This is a genomic window from Comamonas sp. HJ-2, assembly GCF_053615495.1.
The window spans coordinates 18,280-34,598 of sequence record NZ_JBSIFD010000020.1 but is presented as its reverse complement, the minus strand read 5'-3'; the positions used below and the strand labels follow the sequence as shown (position 1 = coordinate 34,598).

Annotated in this window: 14 protein-coding genes; 3 read left to right on the top strand and 11 right to left on the bottom strand. The window is 64.3% G+C overall.

Going from position 1 to position 16,319, the window contains the following annotated elements; translation table 11 throughout:
• Positions 1-14 precede the first annotated feature (14 nt).
• The 5 genes from ACWGXF_RS16700 to ACWGXF_RS16680 all read right to left on the bottom strand — a co-directional run bounded on the left by ACWGXF_RS16700 (position 15) and on the right by ACWGXF_RS16680 (position 4,885).
• Positions 15-362: an I78 family peptidase inhibitor gene (locus ACWGXF_RS16700; protein WP_224648727.1), complete on the bottom strand. Its 348-nt coding sequence runs from the start codon at positions 360-362 to the stop codon at positions 15-17.
• 156 nt (positions 363-518) lie between these two features.
• A complete protein-coding gene (locus tag ACWGXF_RS16695) occupies positions 519-1,802 on the bottom strand; it encodes an SPOR domain-containing protein (protein ID WP_452102139.1) in 1,284 nt (427 codons plus the stop codon).
• 98 nt (positions 1,803-1,900) lie between these two features.
• Positions 1,901-3,214, bottom strand: a complete 1,314-nt coding sequence (fahA, locus tag ACWGXF_RS16690) for a fumarylacetoacetase (RefSeq protein WP_003062676.1) — start codon at positions 3,212-3,214, stop codon at positions 1,901-1,903.
• Positions 3,215-3,332: 118 nt separating this feature from the next.
• The gene (locus ACWGXF_RS16685; RefSeq protein WP_452102138.1) at positions 3,333-4,154 is read right to left on the bottom strand and encodes a 3-hydroxybutyrate dehydrogenase; all 822 of its coding nucleotides are present in this window, start codon (positions 4,152-4,154) and stop codon (positions 3,333-3,335) included.
• Positions 4,151-4,885, bottom strand: a complete 735-nt coding sequence (locus ACWGXF_RS16680; RefSeq protein WP_003062672.1) for a GntR family transcriptional regulator — start codon at positions 4,883-4,885, stop codon at positions 4,151-4,153. The genes ACWGXF_RS16685 and ACWGXF_RS16680 overlap by 4 nt, the downstream gene beginning before the upstream one ends.
• 267 nt (positions 4,886-5,152) lie before the next feature.
• Between ACWGXF_RS16680 and ACWGXF_RS16675 the strand changes: the two genes are divergently transcribed.
• Both ACWGXF_RS16675 and ACWGXF_RS16670 read left to right on the top strand, forming a co-directional pair.
• Positions 5,153-7,363, top strand: a complete 2,211-nt coding sequence (locus tag ACWGXF_RS16675; protein WP_452102137.1) for a hypothetical protein — start codon at positions 5,153-5,155, stop codon at positions 7,361-7,363.
• 199 nt (positions 7,364-7,562) lie between these two features.
• Entirely contained in the window at positions 7,563-7,862 is a 300-nt protein-coding gene (locus tag ACWGXF_RS16670) for a hypothetical protein (RefSeq protein WP_003062668.1), read from the top strand.
• A 125-nt stretch (positions 7,863-7,987) separates the two neighbouring features.
• Here ACWGXF_RS16670 and ACWGXF_RS16665 read toward each other — a convergent pair whose 3' ends face one another.
• Together ACWGXF_RS16665 and ACWGXF_RS16660 are read right to left on the bottom strand one after the other, a co-directional pair.
• Positions 7,988-9,025, bottom strand: a complete 1,038-nt coding sequence (locus tag ACWGXF_RS16665; RefSeq protein WP_452102136.1) for a DNA/RNA non-specific endonuclease — start codon at positions 9,023-9,025, stop codon at positions 7,988-7,990.
• A gap of 118 nt (positions 9,026-9,143) precedes the next feature.
• The gene (locus tag ACWGXF_RS16660; protein WP_063665032.1) at positions 9,144-9,944 is read right to left on the bottom strand and encodes an AraC family transcriptional regulator; all 801 of its coding nucleotides are present in this window, start codon (positions 9,942-9,944) and stop codon (positions 9,144-9,146) included.
• Between the two features lie 57 nt (positions 9,945-10,001).
• Here ACWGXF_RS16660 and ACWGXF_RS16655 point away from each other — a divergent pair, with 57 nt between their 5' ends.
• Positions 10,002-10,730 (top strand): aspartate/glutamate racemase family protein, encoded by a 729-nt coding sequence (locus ACWGXF_RS16655; protein ID WP_039049751.1) that lies wholly within the window; start codon positions 10,002-10,004, stop codon positions 10,728-10,730.
• Positions 10,731-10,741: 11 nt separating this feature from the next.
• Here ACWGXF_RS16655 and ACWGXF_RS16650 read toward each other — a convergent pair whose 3' ends face one another.
• From ACWGXF_RS16650 to ACWGXF_RS16635, 4 genes are all read right to left on the bottom strand, one after another.
• Complete coding sequence (locus ACWGXF_RS16650; protein WP_256628456.1) at positions 10,742-11,815, bottom strand: XdhC family protein; 1,074 nt, start codon at positions 11,813-11,815, stop codon at positions 10,742-10,744.
• A gap of 168 nt (positions 11,816-11,983) precedes the next feature.
• On the bottom strand, positions 11,984-13,279 hold the full coding sequence (locus ACWGXF_RS16645; protein ID WP_452102135.1) for a c-type cytochrome: 1,296 nt from the start codon (positions 13,277-13,279) through the stop codon (positions 11,984-11,986).
• A gap of 23 nt (positions 13,280-13,302) precedes the next feature.
• A complete protein-coding gene (locus tag ACWGXF_RS16640; RefSeq protein ID WP_256628454.1) occupies positions 13,303-15,597 on the bottom strand; it encodes a xanthine dehydrogenase family protein molybdopterin-binding subunit in 2,295 nt (764 codons plus the stop codon).
• Between the two features lie 2 nt (positions 15,598-15,599).
• On the bottom strand, positions 15,600-16,208 hold the full coding sequence (locus tag ACWGXF_RS16635) for a (2Fe-2S)-binding protein (RefSeq protein ID WP_054075551.1): 609 nt from the start codon (positions 16,206-16,208) through the stop codon (positions 15,600-15,602).
• Positions 16,209-16,319 lie beyond the last annotated feature (111 nt).

Here is a 16,319-nt window from a genome sequence, read left to right as displayed (position 1 = left end):
GTCCTGGCGGGTGCTCAGCCGCAGCGCAGCGCCGTGATCTTGCCTGCGTCATTGGTGATGACGTTCAGGCGCTCCTGGTTGTATTCCATGGTCGCGGGCTGACCCTCGCGCAGCACGCGCAGCAGGTACGAGCCGGATTTCTGGCGGATGGTTTCCAGCGTCGATGCCACGGTGTTGTGGCCGATGTAGATCTGTACCGGCTCCGCGTGGCATACCTGCAGCTGACGCGCAGGCGGGGCGGTCTTGCCGCCTGCGACCATGCCGTTGCTGGCGCAGCCTGCCATCAGCAGAGCCATGCTGGCAGCAGCCATGCCGAGCAAAGGGCGGGTGGAAATATGCAGAGTGGGTGTTCGATGCTTCATGCCCCACACCATAGCGCCCCCAGGTGCTCGCGCATGCCAGACCAAGCCTTGATGTGCAAGCGGGTGCAACAAAGCAATGCGAAAATTTGATAGCTTCATGCGCAATTCCATCAAGGGAATGATCGCATTTTGACTGTGAATTTTCAGCGCCAGAGTCTATGGCTTGTGGGCTCCTTCTGCACTTTGAAAGATGCCGGCATCGATATTCGCGGCCTGCAGCTTGCGTGCAGCCTTTTCAGCGCGCTTTCGGCTCTCGAAGGGGCCGCTGCGTACTCGGGTGACTTCCCCCTTGTTGCTGGCCATCTTCTGCGTCAGCGCGGGCAGTCTGGACTTTTGCAGCTGCGCCAGCACCTTGTCGGCATTGCCGGCCTCGGAATAGACGCCCAGATTCAGATAGAACTTGCCAGGAACCAGGTCCGAGCCGGCATGGGGTGTCGAGGGGGCAGCTTGTTCCTTTGTATCTGTCGCGGGCCTGGCTGTCGGCTTTTCGCTCAGCTCGGCCTTGACCGCCGCTTTGCTTGGCACTGAGGCAGCTGCGTCGGGCGCAGCCTGCTCTGCGCGTGTGTCTGTCTCGGTGGCGGTCGTAGGCGCTGGCTCTGCCGGGCGGTTTTCTGGCTGGGCGGCAGCAGAGGTCGCCTCGGGGGCGGGCTTTGCCAGGTCCGGGCTGGCAGTTGGACGATTGGCCACGGCGGTGGCTGCAGGCGTTGCGCTCTTGGTCGGTGCCGGGCCATCGGCGGGCAGCAAGGCCAGGCCCGCGCCTGCGGCCGCTGCCACAGGCAGGGCCACCACCAGCATGGCTGCGGTTCTGTTGCGAGGAGAGCCGACCTGCGCCTGCAAGGCAGCATGGGCGGCGGCCATATTGGGTGCGTCCGTAATCGCCTGCAGCGTCTGGGCCCTGATCTTGCGCCAGTACCAGCCATTGCCCAGCAGGCCGGGCACGGCCACAGCCACCAGCCAAAGTGCAATGCCCAGGCCCAGAGCCATGGCCTCGGGCAGAGCCGGGCGCAGGCCAAACCACCAGATCAGCGCGGTTGCCGTGACGGCTGCGAGGTATTTGCCAGCCTCGCGCCATAGACCGTGCAGGCTGCACCAGGCCAGGGTCAGGAAGGCTGCCGCCATATTCCAGCTGGGCAGGCTGCGGTCCAGGGCATCGAAGCGCTTGAACTGGGCCAGGTAAAAGTCGCGTGAACGTGGGCTCAGGCGGCTGGCATAGAGCTGGGGCAGCAGGCCGCTGTCCTCCTCTTCGGGTGCAGTGCTCTGCTCAGCCTCGTGTTGCAGGCTGTGCTGCATGGAATAGGCCGCGGCTGCAAAGGCTCCTGCAATGGAGGCAGGCAAGGGGCTGGCATCCGAGCGCGCAGGCTGGTTCAGTACGGGCTCCTGGCGCTGGTTTCGGCCAGCAGGGGCGAGCGCAGGGGTGGGGGTGTCCGAAGCGGAAGGCATGGCTGCAATTGTGTCATGGCGTTACGAGCAGGCCGAAGGCAGATTCCCAACAAAAAACCGGCGCCAGGCCGGTTTTTTGCGGGATGGCCGAGGCCCGCTCAGGCCTGGTGCGCGGGCAGAACGGTGGCACGGCATTCGCCAAAGCCGATGCGCGCGGCACCGGGCTTTTCGCACCAGCCGGCAAAGACCACGGCGTCTCCGTCGAGCAGGAAGGTGCGGGTTTCGCCGTTGCTCAGGCTCAGGGGCTTTTTGCCGCCTTCGGTGATTTCCAGCAGGGCGCCGGCTTCGGCCATGGTGGGGCCGGACAGCGTGCCTGTGCCCAGCAGGTCACCGGGTTGCAGATCGCAGCCGTTGACGGTGTGGTGGGCAATCAGCTGGGCCATGGTCCAGTAGGCGTGGCGGTAGCTGGTCCGGGTGATCTGCTCGGCGGCCTTGCCTTCGGCGCGCATCTTCTCGGTCTGGATGGCAACCGTGAGTTGCACGTCGAGCGCACCGCGCTGCGAGTTGGCTTCGGAGCTGAGGTAGGGCAGGGGCTGTGGGTCCTCGGACGGGCGGACAAAGGCCGTGCGATAGGGCTCCAGTGCTTCCAGCGTCACAATCCAGGGCGAGATGCTGGTGGCGAAGTTCTTGGACAGGAAGGGGCCCAGTGGCTGGTATTCCCAGGCCTGAACGTCGCGTGCCGACCAGTCGTTGAGCAGGCACAGACCGAAGATATGGTTTTCGGCGTCCTCGATGCCGATGGCCTCGCCCCAGGCATTGGCCGAGCCGGCATAGATGCCCATCTCCAGCTCATAGTCGAGGCGGTTGCAGGGCTTGAGCACGGGGTCGGCATCGGGAGCCTTGAGCTGGCCGTTGGGGCGCTTGAAGTCCACGCCCGAGATGCGGATGCTGGAGGCACGACCGTGGTAGCCGATGGGCACCCACTTGTAGTTTTCCATCAGCGGGTTGGTGGGGCGGAAAAGCTTGCCCACATTGGTGGCGTGGTGCACGGAGGTGTAGAAGTCCGTGTAGTCGCCCACCTGTGCGGGTACGCCGTATTCCACATCGGCCTGGGGCACGAGGCAGGCCTTGAGGGCGGCTTCCTGGGCAGCGCCGGCACGCAGGGCGCGCGACAGGGCCAGGCGCAGGGCCGACCAAGACGCCGGGCCCATGGCCATCAAGCTGTTGAGCTGAGCTTGCGCCGCTGCGTCGACCTGGGCCTGCACATCGCCGCCCAGTGCCTTGGCATCGCGAACAGCCGCCATGTCCAGCACCTGGTCGCCAATCGCCACGCCGCCGCGAAAGGCCTCGCTGCTGCTCTTGCGACGAAAGACTGCAAACGGCAGGTTCTGGATGGGGAAGTCGCTGCTGCCCGTGTTGGCGCTGGCGACCCAGCTTTGCAGGCCGGCGTCGTGGGTTTCGTTCAATGCCATGTTCGTCTCCTTAAACGATTTGAATAAAAACAGGCTGCAGCGCTGATCTGCTGTGCGCTGTCAGCCATCGATCTATGACTGATCTATGGGATCTGGCTTGTGCTGGCTTGTGGATCTTTCATGCTGCGGTAAAGCCTCCATCCATATTCCACTGTGCACCACGCACCTGGGCGGCGTTGTCGCTGGCCAGAAAGCCGACCAGTGCCGCGACCTGTTCCACCGTCACAAAAGCCTGCGAGGGCTGCTTGGCGCCCAGCAGCCTGGCGCGGGCTGCCGCCTCGTCCAGCTGCTCGCGCTGCGCCAGGGCATCGATCTGGGCCTGCACCAGCGGCGTGAGCACCCAGCCGGGGCAAATGGCGTTGCAGGTCACGGGCGTGGTGGCCAGCTCCAGCGCCACGGATTTGGTCAGGCCCAGCAGGCCGTGCTTGCTGGCCACATAGGCGGGCTTGTGGGCCACGCCGACCAGGCCGCTGACGGATGCCATATTGATGATGCGCCCCCAGCCGTGCTCCAGCATGGCCGGCGTGCAGGCCTGTATGGTGTGAAACGGTGCGCTCAGGTTGACGGCCAGCATGGTGTTCCATCGGTCTGGCGGAAAGCTGAGCACGGATTCCACATGCTGCATGCCCGCGTTGTTGACCAGAATGTCCACGGCGCCGAGCTCGGCGGCGATGCGCCGGGCCAGCGGGACAATGGCCAGGCCGTCGCTCAGATCCAGTGGGTAATAGCGGGCGGCCACACCCAGTGCGTGCAGCTCGGCGAGCTGCGCATCGGTGCAGGCAGACGCCTGGGCGCTGCCATGCAGGGCAATGGCGGCGCCTTCGCCGGCCAGTTGCCTGGCAATGGCCCAGCCGATGCCGCTGGTGGAGCCGGTGATCCAGGCCACACGGCCGCTATGGGGCCTGGAGAGCTGCCGGACTTGGGGCAGGACGATGGTCATTTGAGCAGGTCCATTTCGATATGCACGTATTCGCTGATAAAGCGTACCTTGGCCCAGTAGACGATCAAGCCCTGTGGATTGCAGGCCCAGCGCAGCGCCTGCATCAACGGCGTGCCCAGCGGCACGCCCAGATGCTCGGCAATCAGCTCGTCGGCCGGGGCTACGCTCAGGTACTGGCGGGCCGTGGCGATCTGCGCTGGATCATTTCCCAGCGCCTGAGCCAGCGTGGTGCGCTCCAGCTGTTCCTGCAGCCTGGGGTAGAGGTTTTGTTCCAGGTACAGCTCGGACAGGCAAAAGCGTGCATCGCCGTGCTTGTGTACGCGCAAAAAATAGGTATAGGCAGAGGCCAGTTCGCCAGGGGAAGGGAAGCCGGCCGGAATGGGCGGCACGCAGTCATTCGCTTGCTGCAGCGTGGTCTGCTGAATCTGCTCACCAAAGGCCACCAGCTCCTGCCAGGTCGTTGGCAGCAAAAAGGATGGGGGCTTGTAGGGCTGGCCTACGACCTTGGTGCCGCCGCGCTTGCGGGTCTGCAGCAGGCCTTCATCGACCAGCGCATGTACGGCCATGCGCACCGTGGTGCGCGAGACGCTGTGCAGGGCCTCGAGCTCCTCGACGGTGGGGATGCTTTGTCCGACCGTCCACTCGCCCGTCGCTATCTTGTTGCGAAACAGTCGGGCCAGCTGCAGGTGCAGCTTGTCGCGGGATTGGGAGGCGGTGGACGCAGCAGTCATAAGCACGGTTTTGCGGGGCAGTGTAGCAAATAAAGTATCTAAAAAAGTACTTTATTGAAAAAGATCAGCAGACACCCAAGATGGCGCAATAAGACAGCGGACGGGAGTGCAAACCAGCCTCAAGGAGCGCAAGAGTTCACAAATGTCACCATTCATGGGGTGCAAATGACTTTTAAACTCCTCGCTTTTGATAGCGGATAGTGCAGGCAGCCATTGGTTGCAATGTGCTTTGACAAGGGCAATCCTTGCCTGGGAGTTGGTAGTTTCATGCAGAAGCAGTACGAGTGGCAGTTTTTCCGCGCCGGCGAGGTGGACCAGGTGGTGATTCGAACGGGCCAGGACATTGCCCATATTGGTGAGCTGGATCAGAAGCTGTGGGTGGCTCTGGCCTGTCCCACGCGAGGTATCGAGTTCGACAGCGCAACGCTGGATTTGATTGACGAGAGCAAGGACGGCCGTATTCGCCCCCCGGAGCTGGTGGCCGCCTGTGAATGGGCCGTGGCAAGAGTGCGTGATCCGCAGGTTCTGGCCGATGGCGGCGATGTGCTGCAACTGAACAGCATCAACGATGCGACGGAGGAAGGCGCGCTGTTGCTGGCAGAGGCCAGACGCGTGCTGGAGCTCGCGGGCCTGCCCGATGTCCAGGCCATCACGCTGGCCCAGGTGCAGGAGCGCATGGCTTCGCTGCAGGCCCTGCGTTTCAATGGCGACGGCGTCGTCAGTGCAGCCACGGCCGAAGGCGATGAGGCCCTGGCTGGTCTGATTGCCCGCATTCAGGAGCTTTACGGCGCGGTGGACGGCAGCGATGGCGTTCCAGGCATCGATCGCAGCAAGGCCGAGGCCTTCTGGGAGGACGTGCAAGCCCTGCAGACCTGGTTTGCCCAGGCGGCAGAGCTGGGTTGCAATCTGCAGCCGCGTGCACTGGCGTTGGCAGCTGCGGAGGCCGTGAACGCAGTGCAGGCCAAAGTCGATGACTTTTTTGCCCGCACGCGCCTGGTGGAGTTCGATGCCAATGCACGTGCACCGCTCAACCCAACGGAAGAAGGCTATGCCGCTTTGGGCGCGCAGGTGCTCAGCAATGCCTCGGAGTCTCTGGCGGCGCTGCCGCTGGCCGCCGTCACCGGCGAGCGCAGCCTGCCGCTGGTGCATGGCGTCAACCCCGCCTGGGCGGCAGCCCTGCAGACCCTGCGCGAGCAGGCCGTGCAGCCCGTGTTCGGCGAAGCGTTGACGGCGCTGACCGAAGACCAGTGGGAGCAGCTCAAGACCATGCTGGCCCATTGCCAGCAATGGCTGGCCGAGTGCCCGGCAACGCCGCTGGGCTCGATCGCCGAGGCCGAGGTGCAGCAGTTGCTGGCCAGCGGCCTGAAGGACGCGCTGATGCAGCTGCTGGACCATGACGATGCCGAAAAAGAGCATGCCGTCCAGGCCATGGCTCTGGAAAAGCTGATCCGTCTGCAACGCGATCTGCTGGAGCTGCTCAACAACTTTGTCTCCTTCTCCCGCTTCTATCGCCGCGAAGGCGCGGCCTTCCAGGCCGGTACCTTGTTCCTGGACGGCCGCAGCTGCGATCTGACCGTGGAGGTTGCCGATGCGGCAGCCCACTCCACGCTGGCCGCCATGGCCAAAACCTATCTGGCCTACTGCGAATGCAAGCGCGAGGGGCAGAAAAAGACGATCGTCGCGGCCTTCACGGCAGGCGATGTGGACTTTCTGTTCGTGGGGCGCAACGGCGTCTTCTACGACCGTGCGGGCAATGACTGGGATGCCACCATCGTCAAGCTCATCGACAACCCGACCAGCATCGGCCAGGCCTTTTTTTCGCCCTACAAGAAGTTCCTGCGCATGATCGAGGAGCAGGTCGCCAAGCATGCCGCAGCCAAGAACGATGTGGTCAATACCAGCCTCAGCGACAACGCGACCAAGCTGGTGACGGCGCCCAAGGACCTGGCCCAGGCACCTGTTCCAGCGCGCAAAACCGATGTGGGGACGGTGGCTGCCATCGGCGTGGCGCTGGGCTCGCTGAGCGCCGTGATCGTTGGCATCTTCGGCAAGTTCATCGAACTGGGGCCGTGGATTCCGGTGGCCATACTGGGCCTTATCCTGGCCATCTCCGGTCCCAGCATGCTGATTGCCTGGCTCAAGCTGCGTCAGCGCAGCCTGGGACCGATTCTCGATGCCAGCGGCTGGGCCATCAATGGCCGCATGAATATCAATCTGGGCCTGGGCCGCAGCCTGTCGCAGACGGCTAAGGTACCGGTCAACGCCAAGCGCAATATTGCCGACCCTTATGCGGACAGTCACGGCCTGCGCAACAGCCTGTGTGTGCTGGCTCTGATGGCAGCCGCCGCGCTGCTGGCCTGGCGCATGCACTGGCTGGATGCTGTTCTGCCCGTCAGTTGGCAGCACGGCCCGGCGGCGGCCAGCGCGCCAGCGGTCACCGCACCGGCAGCGGCCGCAGCAGAGTCCGCTGTCAGGTAAGCCAGAGGCGCGCGCCGTCTGCAGAGGCTGGCGGAAGGCCCATCGCTTCGCTGCACCACCCAATACCGCTTGCATGGGTGCGGTATTGGGGGCTGGAGCCGGAATCTGTCCTAGAGTGCTGTTCTGTACTCACCGAAGCATCTTGGATGTGCATGCATTCAAGGTGCTTTTTCATTGCATTTGATGACAGGAGCAAGCCATGGGACGTGCCATCCATTCCGCGCATGAACTTCTCGCCACCAATGAGCGTGAGCTCTACGATCTTTCCCAGTCCGATACGGCCCTGGTCAGGCTGAGCCCGGCCCAGCGCCGCCTGCAGCTGCAGCGCGCCCGCGCCATGCGCGATCGGGCACGTGCGCTGTACCGCCGGCAAGTCGGCCATACGTTGCACCACACGGCCACCAAGCGTGGCTTCACGGGCATGGCCAATGAGCGCACCCGCCAGAAGGCCCAGGTGCTGTCCGAGGTGGTGCGCCGGCTGGCGGGCGAGCCGGCCTGAGCTCCCTGCAATCTCTGTGGAGTTTTGTGGCTATTGAAAAGTGAGCTTGTTGCGCTCGTCATTCATGGATTTCAATATCAAATGCTATTGAAATCATTGAATGACTTACGTAGTAAGCTCATTTTTTATGCTTGAGGCAGATGTACGGCCGACAGCAGCGGCATGCCGGTGCGGCGCGTGAACTCCTCGTAGCTGATGGGCGGGCCCATGCGGGTGTCGGCACTATTGGCCTGCCAGTACACCCAGCTTTTGCCGGTGCTGGCGTCATAGACCAGCTTGAAGAGGTAGTCGGGCACCGCCACCTTGCTCTCACCGATGGTGGAGGCGTTCTTGTTGAATACAGGGCCGGTGAAGACAAAGACATCGCCCCGGGCGCGCAGCGCATATTTGCGCGTGGCCTGTTCCACCTGGCTCCAGGCGCCCGCGTTGTGCACCTGGTTCTGCGGCACCATGTTCGCGAGGCTGAAGCTTTGGGCCATGGCCTCGGGCGTGCTCATGTCGGCCGCCGGCGCCATATGGCCGCGTGAGAACCCGGAGCGCTTGTAGTCGTCAAGCTCGGAGCGCTCGGCGCGCGGCAGGCGGGCGTCGGCATAGAACTTGTCGCTGCGCTGCAAGCCCTGGGCCTGCTGCAGCATCTGGCGATTCAGGCGCTCGGCCACAAACACCGGGGTCTTGGTGCTGCCGTTGTGCAGCACGGCAAAACCCGAAAAGCACAGCTCGCGCTCACGGGGTTGAAGCTGCAGGGCCGGAGCCTTGCCGCCGGGAAAGAACTGGGGGCAGCGGGCAAAGTGCGTGGGCAGGGCTGTGGCCGTGACATCGGCCTTGTCCACCTTGCCGCCCACGCTGGGCGTGTGGGCGCCGGAACCGGAACCGGAACCGGAACGCAGATCATCCAGATCCGGCCAGCCGTTCTTGCGAAAGGCCTGCAGGGTCTGGCCGAGCGCATCGAGTGCGGGAATATGCAGGGCTGCCAGCGCCTGGCCCAGCAGTCTCTCGGCGGAGACGCTGGGATTGAAGCTGCAACTGGCGATCTGGAAGCTGGCCAGTGCCGCAGCGCCCGCAGACAGGGCAAAGCGCCTGATGCGGGAGAGGCTGTTGCCAGCAGTCCTGGAAGCTTTGCCGCGCTTGCGCGCAGGCGTTTTCTTTTTCTTGGCGGTCGTCATTGAGGCGGCAATGGTACGCCGCTTGAATGCTGCTTGAAGCGAGGTGCGGGCCGCAGGCCGCACTTTGTGTGTCCGGCAATGAAACCGTATGTGAACCATAGGCCCAGAGGCCTGCGACTCAGGGGCAGTCTGCGTGCTTCAGACCGTGATGTTGCCGGTACTGGCCTGGCGTCAGGCCCAGGTGTTTGCGAAACACATGGCCCATATGCGACTGGTGGTTGAAGCCGCAGTCCAGTGCAATTTGCGGAAGGGGCTGATCAGAGCCTTGAATCATGGTGCGGGCCGCCTGCAGCCGGGTCTCCATGATCCAGGCATGCGGCGTCATGCCCGTGAGCCGTGTGAACTCACGCAGAAAGCGCAAGGGGCTGGTGCCCACCATGGCGGACAGATCGGCAATGCTCAGCGACCGCTCGAACTCGGCGGCAATGCGGTCCAGCACGCGCGCATAGCCGGCGCCGGGGCGTGCGTCGGCCCCGCAGGCGCTGCCCTCCTGACAGGCCATGAAGCGCAGCGCAGCCTGCTCGATGGCCAGAGCGTCCGGCCGGGGGCTGAGCAGCAGCAGGCGCAGATGCTGCGCTATCTGCAAGGCAGCGCGCTGACCGTGTCGTGTGACGCGCTGCGATGGCCTGGGGGCGTCAGTCTCATGGACCGAATGGCGCAGCACCAGATATTCACCGCCGGCGGCTGACTCGGAAAATACCTCGACGCCCGGCGGCGTATAGCTCAGGGTGCCGGGCCAGGTGTCGAAGTCCACGCGCCTGTCGGAGGCAATGGCGTGAACGCCTTGCTGTCTTTGCAGCGCAATGCCCAGTGCATGCATGCGCACCGGGTCGCGGCTGCTGTAGGGCGCGCGGCCTAGCAAATGGATCTGCACCGCTGGCGTATCGGTTGCAGAAGGCTGAATCAAATGGGTCTTCATGGCTTGCTGAAATTTCATGATAGACGATGGTGGCCGGCCGGCATCACACTGCCGCTCATGAATCAAAACCTGCAAGCAAGCGCCGAGTTGCATGGCGTCATAGGCCTGATCGGCGGCATGAGCTGGGAGTCCAGCGCCGAGTACTATCGCCTGATCAACCAGGGTGTCCGGGAGCGTCTGGGCGCATTGCGCTCGGCCAGGCTGCTGATGTACAGCGTGGACTTCGGCCCTGTCGAGCAGGCCCAGCATGAAGGACGCTGGGACGATGCGGCAGCGCTGCTGGCCGATGCCGCCCGGCGTCTGCAAGCCGGAGGCGCCGACTGTGTGCTGCTTTGCACCAACACCATGCACAAGGTGGCGGATCAGGTGGCAGCAGCCGTATCGATCCCGTTTGTGCACATAGCCGACCCGGTCGGTGCGGCCGCGCGCGCAGCCGGTGTCCAGGTGCTGGGGCTGCTGGGTACGCGCTTCACCATGGAGCAGCCGTTCATGCGCGAGAGGCTGGAGCAGCAGTTCGGCCTGAAGGTGCTGGTGCCAGGCGAAGCCGAGCGCGCGCAGGTGCATCGCATCATCTATGAGGAGCTTTGCGCGGGGCAGATCAGCGATGTGTCGCGCAAGCTCTATCAGCGTGCCATCGAGTCATTGGCGGCCCGTGGCGCGCAGGCCGTGGTGCTGGGATGCACGGAAATCGGCTTGCTCATCAAGAGCGAAGACAGCGTGTTGCCGGTGCTGGACACCACGGCCTTGCACGCCGCAGCGGCCGTGGATTTTGCGCTACGGGCCTGAACCGCCGGATATCAGCGCGCCGAGCCCGGCTGGAGGATTTCCGGAATGGCGCAATGCGTGCTGGCCTCGTTCATGGCGATGTCATGCTCGTGCTTGGCTACTTCCACCGACATGGCCTGCGGCAGCGGCACGGCGTTTTTCACGGCCAGAATCTCGGCCATTACGCTCACCGCGATCTCTGCCGGAGTCTTGCTGCCGATATAGAGACCGATGGGACCGCGCAGCCTGGCTAGCGAGGCTTCGGTCTCGCCAAAGTGTTCCATCATGCGCTCGCGCCTGGAGTGGTTGTTGCGGCGCGAGCCGATGGCGCCCACATAGAAGGCCGGGCTGTGCAGGGCTTCGAGCAGGGCCAGGTCGTCGAGCTTGGGGTCATGGGTGAGGGCGACGATGCAGCTGCGCGCATCGGGCTTGAAGGCTGTGACCGCATCGTCCGGCATGTCGGTGACGGTGTTGACCTGGGCCACCGACCAGCTGCCCATATATTCCTCGCGCGGGTCGCAGACGGTGACCGAGAAGCCGTTGAACAAGGCCATGGTGGCCAGGTATTCGGCCAGGGCGCCTGCGCCTATCAGCAGCATGCGGTAGCCGGGGCCGAGGTGATTGACGAGTTGCTGGCCGTCAAACTCCAGCGCGTCGGGGTGCTCGGCCGTCTGCAGGCGGACTTCGCCGCTGCTGCAGTCGACGCTGCGTTTCACCAGTGATCCTGCTTCAAGTTCGGCCACCAGTTGCTGCAGGCTGGCCGCATCGGGGTTGAATTCCAGCAGCAGCTCCAGCGTGCCGCCGCAGGGCAGGCCGAAGCGGTGGGCCTCGTCGGCGCTCACGCCGTAACGCACCAGTTGCGGCGGGCCGTCGGGAATTCCCAGGTTCTGGTTCAGGGCCTTGGTGTGGCGAGCTATCAAATCGTCTTCGATGCAGCCGCCCGATACCGAGCCAATGGCGCGACCGTCCTCGCGCAAGGCCATCATGGAGCCCACGGGGCGCGGGGACGAGCCCCAGGTGCGCACCACGGTGGCCAGCAAGGCGTGCTGGCCGGCCGAGCGCCAGTCACGCAGTGCCTTGAGTACCAAGACGTCGATATTGTCCATTGCTTGCTTTCTCTGTTTCTCTCGCTCGCTGCAATTTTGAAGCATCAGGCGGGCACCGGGTAGCGGCGCTACCCGTAAATGATCACGCGCAAAAAGGCCTTCCGAGGCCTGAAGGACAGGGAAGGCCGGCTTGTGCGGAGCTGTGCAGCGCTTTGGCAGCGCCTGCTGTCAATGCGCCTGGGTCTGCTTGCGCAACTGGCCTACCTTGGCGGGCAGGTCCTTCCACTCGTCCACGCCGTACTGGGCACGCATGGTGTTGAGCAGGGTGGCGATCTGTGCATCGCTGAGCGCATGGCGGAAGGCCGGCATGGTGCCCAGGTCGGCATGGGCCGGATGCTGCACGCCTTCGAGCACGGCCATGATGGCGTTGTCGGGCGATGCGGAGTGCAGGCTGGTGCTCAGGGCCAGCTGGGGACGCACGCCGAAGCTGCTGCCCGAAGGGTCTGCCTTGTGGCAGGCCATGCAGGCGCCCTGGTACAGGCGATAGCCTTCGGCATCGAGTGCCAGCTTGGGCTTGGCGGTCTTCTCTTCGATGAGTGTCTTGGCATCGCCGGGGGCGGCGTCGGCCTTGCGGTAGCTCATCAGATAGGTAGCAATGGCGTCGATGTCGGCATCGCTTTGCTGCGACAGGCCGTGGGCCACGGGAGCCATGGGGCCGGCTGCCACACTGTGACGGGCCGAGAAGCCGGTCTTCATATAGTCGACCAGATCCTGCTTGGTCCAGGGCAGGGGCGAGGCCGTCTTGTCCGTCAGAGCGGGGGCATCCCAGCCTTCGGCGATGCCGCCGCTCAGGTGGAATTCACCGGTTTTCTCGGCTGCCAGGCCGTTGCGCGGTGTGTGGCAGGCGCTGCAGTGACCCAGGCCTTCGACCAGATAGGCGCCGCGATTCCACTCGGGAGCCTGCTTTTCATCGTCCTTGACGACGCCGGGCTTGAGGTAGAGCCAGTTCCAGGCCGCAATGCCGCGGCGCACGTTGTAGGGGAAGTTCAGCGCGGTCTTGGGCGCCTCGTTCTCCACGGCGGGCTCGCTCATCAGAAAGGCGTACAAGGCCTTCATGTCCTCATCCGTCACGCGGCTGAAGGCCGTGTAGGGGAAGGCGGGGTAGAGGTACTGGCCTTCGCGGTCCACGCCATGGCGCATGGCGCGCTCGAAGGCTTCATAGCTCCAGCTGCCGATGCCGGTCTGCAGATCGGGCGTGATGTTGCTGGTGTAGATGGTGCCGAAGGGGCTGGGCATGGCCAGACCGCCTGCGTTGGTCTTGCCGTTGGGAGCAGTGTGGCAGACGGCGCAGTCGCCCATGGCGGCCAGCAGCTTGCCCTTGGCAATCTGCTGGGGCGTGAAGTCGGCAGCGGGAATGGCTGATTGGGGCGCAATCTCGCCCTGGTGGGTGAGCGCCAGGCCGGCGGCAGCCAGCACGACCACTACAGCCGCACCGCCCGCCAGAATCTTTTGGAACGTTCGCATATCTATGTTCTTTATCGGTGGAGTCACTTGGACGAGGCGGCGCCGCTCTTGGCGGCCTTGAGCGCGGCCAGCACGCGGCTGGGCGTGAACGGCACTTCCAGCAGGCGCACGCCGGTGGCGTCAAAGATGGCGTTGGCCACGGCGGCGGCGCTGGGCACGGAAGCCGACTCGCCGGCGCCCATGGGCGCTTCGTTGGGGCGCTCGACCAGCAGCGAGTCGATCTCGGGCAGTTCGTCAAAGCGCAGGATGGGGTAGCCGCCCCATTCCACGGAGGTGACGCCGCTCTTGTCGAAGGTGACGAACTCCTTGAGCACGCGGCTGGTGGACTGCACCACGTTGCCGTGCACCTGATGGCGCACGCCAGCGGGGTTGACCATGGCACCGGTGTCCTGGGCGACAAAGACCTTGTCGACCTTGACTTCGCCGGTTTCGCGGTCCACGGTCACGTCGACCACCCAGGTCGCCCAGGCCGCACCGTAGCCGGGGAACTTGCTGTGGAAGTAGCGGGCATAGGCAAAGCCGCGACCCTTGACCAGGCGCTGATCGTCAGCTGCCGCATTGCGGCGTGCCGGGCCTTCCTGCCAGTTGCACTGCTTCTTGGCCTCGGCAATCAGCGCCACGGCACGCGGGTCCTTGAGATAGCGCAGACGGTACTCGATGGGGTCGGCCTTGGCCAGGTAGGCGCATTCGTCGATCCAGGACTCATGGGCGAACACATTGGGCAGGGCGGAGACGCCGCGCATCCACGAGGCGCGCACGATGGGCACGGCGTCCTGGGAGATCACGCGCATCTTGGGATACTCGTACTGCGGGATGGCCGTGCGGTCGCCCATTTGCTGGGCCTCGATCTTGGCGGACACCTTGCCCGTCAGAATCAATGCCAGCGCCGAGGCGTTGTTCGAGGGGTAGCAGGTGCGCAGCTCGTAGGCGGCCACATTGTTTTGCTCATCCAGGCCGCCGCGCACGCGAATCAGCTGGCCCGTGCCCTTGGGCTCCCAGCCGGCTTCCTGCTCGCGCATCAGCTGCACGCGCACGGGCTTGCCCACGGCGGCCGACATCAGCACGGCGTCCGAGCAGACATCGTCGGCGCAGTTGCGGCCGTAGCAGCCAGAGGCTTCGAGGCGGGTGACGTTGATGTTGTCGGCATTCACGTCCATGAGCTTGGCAATGTCCTTGCACACGTCGTGAGGGTTTTGCGAGCCGGTCCAGACCTGGATCTGGCCGTTGCCCACTTCGGCAATCGCACAGGACGGGCCGATGGAGCCATGAGCGTGATAGGGCCAGACATAGTCGCGGGTCAGCGCAGTCTTGACCTGCTCGATGGCCTGCAGCGCGCCTTCGTCTTCCTGCAGCACGCGGTCGGTCTTGGCGTGGTCCACCAGGGTCTGGTGCAGGCCGCTCAGCGACATATCGGGCAGGCCGTTCCATTCCTTCCAGGTGACCTTGAGCTGGCGCATGGCAGCGATGGCCTGCTCTTCACGCTCGGCCACCACACCCACGAAGTCGCCCTTGACCACGACCTTGACGATGCCGGGCAGATGGGCGATGGATTTCTCGTCCACCGACACCAGGCTGGAGCCCAGGGGCGCCGTGGCATCGGCGCCGGTGTAGGGAGGACGGATCACGCGGCCGTGCAGCATGCCGGGCACGCGCAGGTCATGGATATAGGTCAGCGCGCCCAGCACCTTGTTGGGGATGTCCACGCGCTGCACCGATTTGCCGATGTATTCGAAGCCGGACTTGCGCAGCTCGATCTTGTCGTCGACCTCGATCTGCAGATCCTGGCCCTGAACCAGCTCGCCATAGCCGTAGCGCTTGCCGCCGGCGATGACAAAGCCTTTCTGGGTGGTGATGCGGTCAGCGGGAACACCGGATTTCTCGCTGGCCAGCTTGATTAGCAGCTGGCGCACCTGCGCTGCGGCATGGCGCATGGGCAGGGACGACACCTGGATGGTGTTGCTGGCAATGGTGGGGCCCAGATCCGGGGTGCGGGCGGTGTGGCCCAGCACCATGGTCACGGCGGCAAAGTCCACATACAACTCGTCGGCCACCAGTTGGCCCAGAGCCGTGCGCACGCCCGTGCCCAGGTCCACGTGTCCGTTGTAGGCCGTGACGGAGCCGTCGGCGCCAATCGCGATGAAGCTGTCCACCAGCTTGGCCGAGGGAATGGGGAAAGCGCCCTTGGCAGCCGCTTCGGGGGCGGTCTGGGCCATCAGCAGATGGCCGCCTGCCACGGAGCCGACCATCAGCATGCCGCCGGCCTTGAGCAGCTGGCGACGAGTCAGTTGAGCGTGATTGTCTTTGGTGAAGAATTTCATGATCAGGCAGCCTTTGCGGTTGTGGATGCGCCGGCGGCGGGGAGGGCCGGGCTGTGGCCCTTGGCAATCAGCTCACGGGCGCGCGCGGCGGCCTGCATGATTTCCACATGGGTGCCGCAGCGGCACAGATGGCCGGACAGGGCGTGCCTGATTTCTTCGTCGCTGGCCTTGGGCTGCTGGTTGAACAGGGCAACCAGCGCCATGATCATTCCGTTGGTGCAATAGCCGCACTGCGCAGCCTGTGCATCGACAAAGGCTTGCTGCACCACATGCAGGGTGTAGGTGCGTGCGGTGGCAGGCGCCTTTGTCTCGGCGGCGCTGACATCGAGCACGGCGCGGTCCTGCAGAGCCTGCGCGCTGGCGGCCTTGCTGGCGTCAGGCGACAGGCCTTCCAGCGTGGTGACCTTCTTGCCGTCGACCGCCTTCAGGGGCACGGAGCAGGAGCGCGCCACCTTGCCGTCGATCAGCACGGCGCAGGCACCGCATTCGCCCAGGCCGCAGCCGAACTTGGGGCCGTTGAGCTGCATGTCATTGCGCAGCACATACAAAAGAGGTGTGTCGGCAGTGGCGCTTTGCGCGTCCACTTCCTGGCCGTTCAGAGTGAATTTCATGACGTCAACAAATCGTAGGGTTCAAGGGGTCAGTCTTGTATATGTGTAGTCAATTATATGACTAGACAAAAATAAAATGCATTGGCTTGATCTAAAGCAGATTCGATTGCT

What these genes read in the sequence shown, in the direction of transcription:
- ACWGXF_RS16670 (WP_003062668.1), top strand. Translation starts at nt 7,563, where the DNA reads ATGGGACGTGCCATCCATTCCGCGCATGAACTTCTCGCCACCAATGAG.
- ACWGXF_RS16655 (WP_039049751.1), top strand. Translation starts at nt 10,002, where the DNA reads ATGAATCAAAACCTGCAAGCAAGCGCCGAGTTGCATGGCGTCATAGGC.
- ACWGXF_RS16675 (WP_452102137.1), top strand. Translation starts at nt 5,153, where the DNA reads ATGCAGAAGCAGTACGAGTGGCAGTTTTTCCGCGCCGGCGAGGTGGAC.
- ACWGXF_RS16660 (WP_063665032.1), bottom strand. Translation starts at nt 9,944, where the DNA reads ATGAAGACCCATTTGATTCAGCCTTCTGCAACCGATACGCCAGCGGTG.
- ACWGXF_RS16665 (WP_452102136.1), bottom strand. Translation starts at nt 9,025, where the DNA reads ATGACGACCGCCAAGAAAAAGAAAACGCCTGCGCGCAAGCGCGGCAAA.
- ACWGXF_RS16700 (WP_224648727.1), bottom strand. Translation starts at nt 362, where the DNA reads ATGAAGCATCGAACACCCACTCTGCATATTTCCACCCGCCCTTTGCTC.
- ACWGXF_RS16635 (WP_054075551.1), bottom strand. Translation starts at nt 16,208, where the DNA reads ATGAAATTCACTCTGAACGGCCAGGAAGTGGACGCGCAAAGCGCCACT.
- ACWGXF_RS16650 (WP_256628456.1), bottom strand. Translation starts at nt 11,815, where the DNA reads ATGGACAATATCGACGTCTTGGTACTCAAGGCACTGCGTGACTGGCGC.
- ACWGXF_RS16640 (WP_256628454.1), bottom strand. Translation starts at nt 15,597, where the DNA reads ATGAAATTCTTCACCAAAGACAATCACGCTCAACTGACTCGTCGCCAG.
- ACWGXF_RS16695 (WP_452102139.1), bottom strand. Translation starts at nt 1,802, where the DNA reads ATGCCTTCCGCTTCGGACACCCCCACCCCTGCGCTCGCCCCTGCTGGC.
- ACWGXF_RS16680 (WP_003062672.1), bottom strand. Translation starts at nt 4,885, where the DNA reads ATGACTGCTGCGTCCACCGCCTCCCAATCCCGCGACAAGCTGCACCTG.
- ACWGXF_RS16645 (WP_452102135.1), bottom strand. Translation starts at nt 13,279, where the DNA reads ATGCGAACGTTCCAAAAGATTCTGGCGGGCGGTGCGGCTGTAGTGGTC.
- ACWGXF_RS16685 (WP_452102138.1), bottom strand. Translation starts at nt 4,154, where the DNA reads ATGACCATCGTCCTGCCCCAAGTCCGGCAGCTCTCCAGGCCCCATAGC.
- fahA (WP_003062676.1), bottom strand. Translation starts at nt 3,214, where the DNA reads ATGGCATTGAACGAAACCCACGACGCCGGCCTGCAAAGCTGGGTCGCC.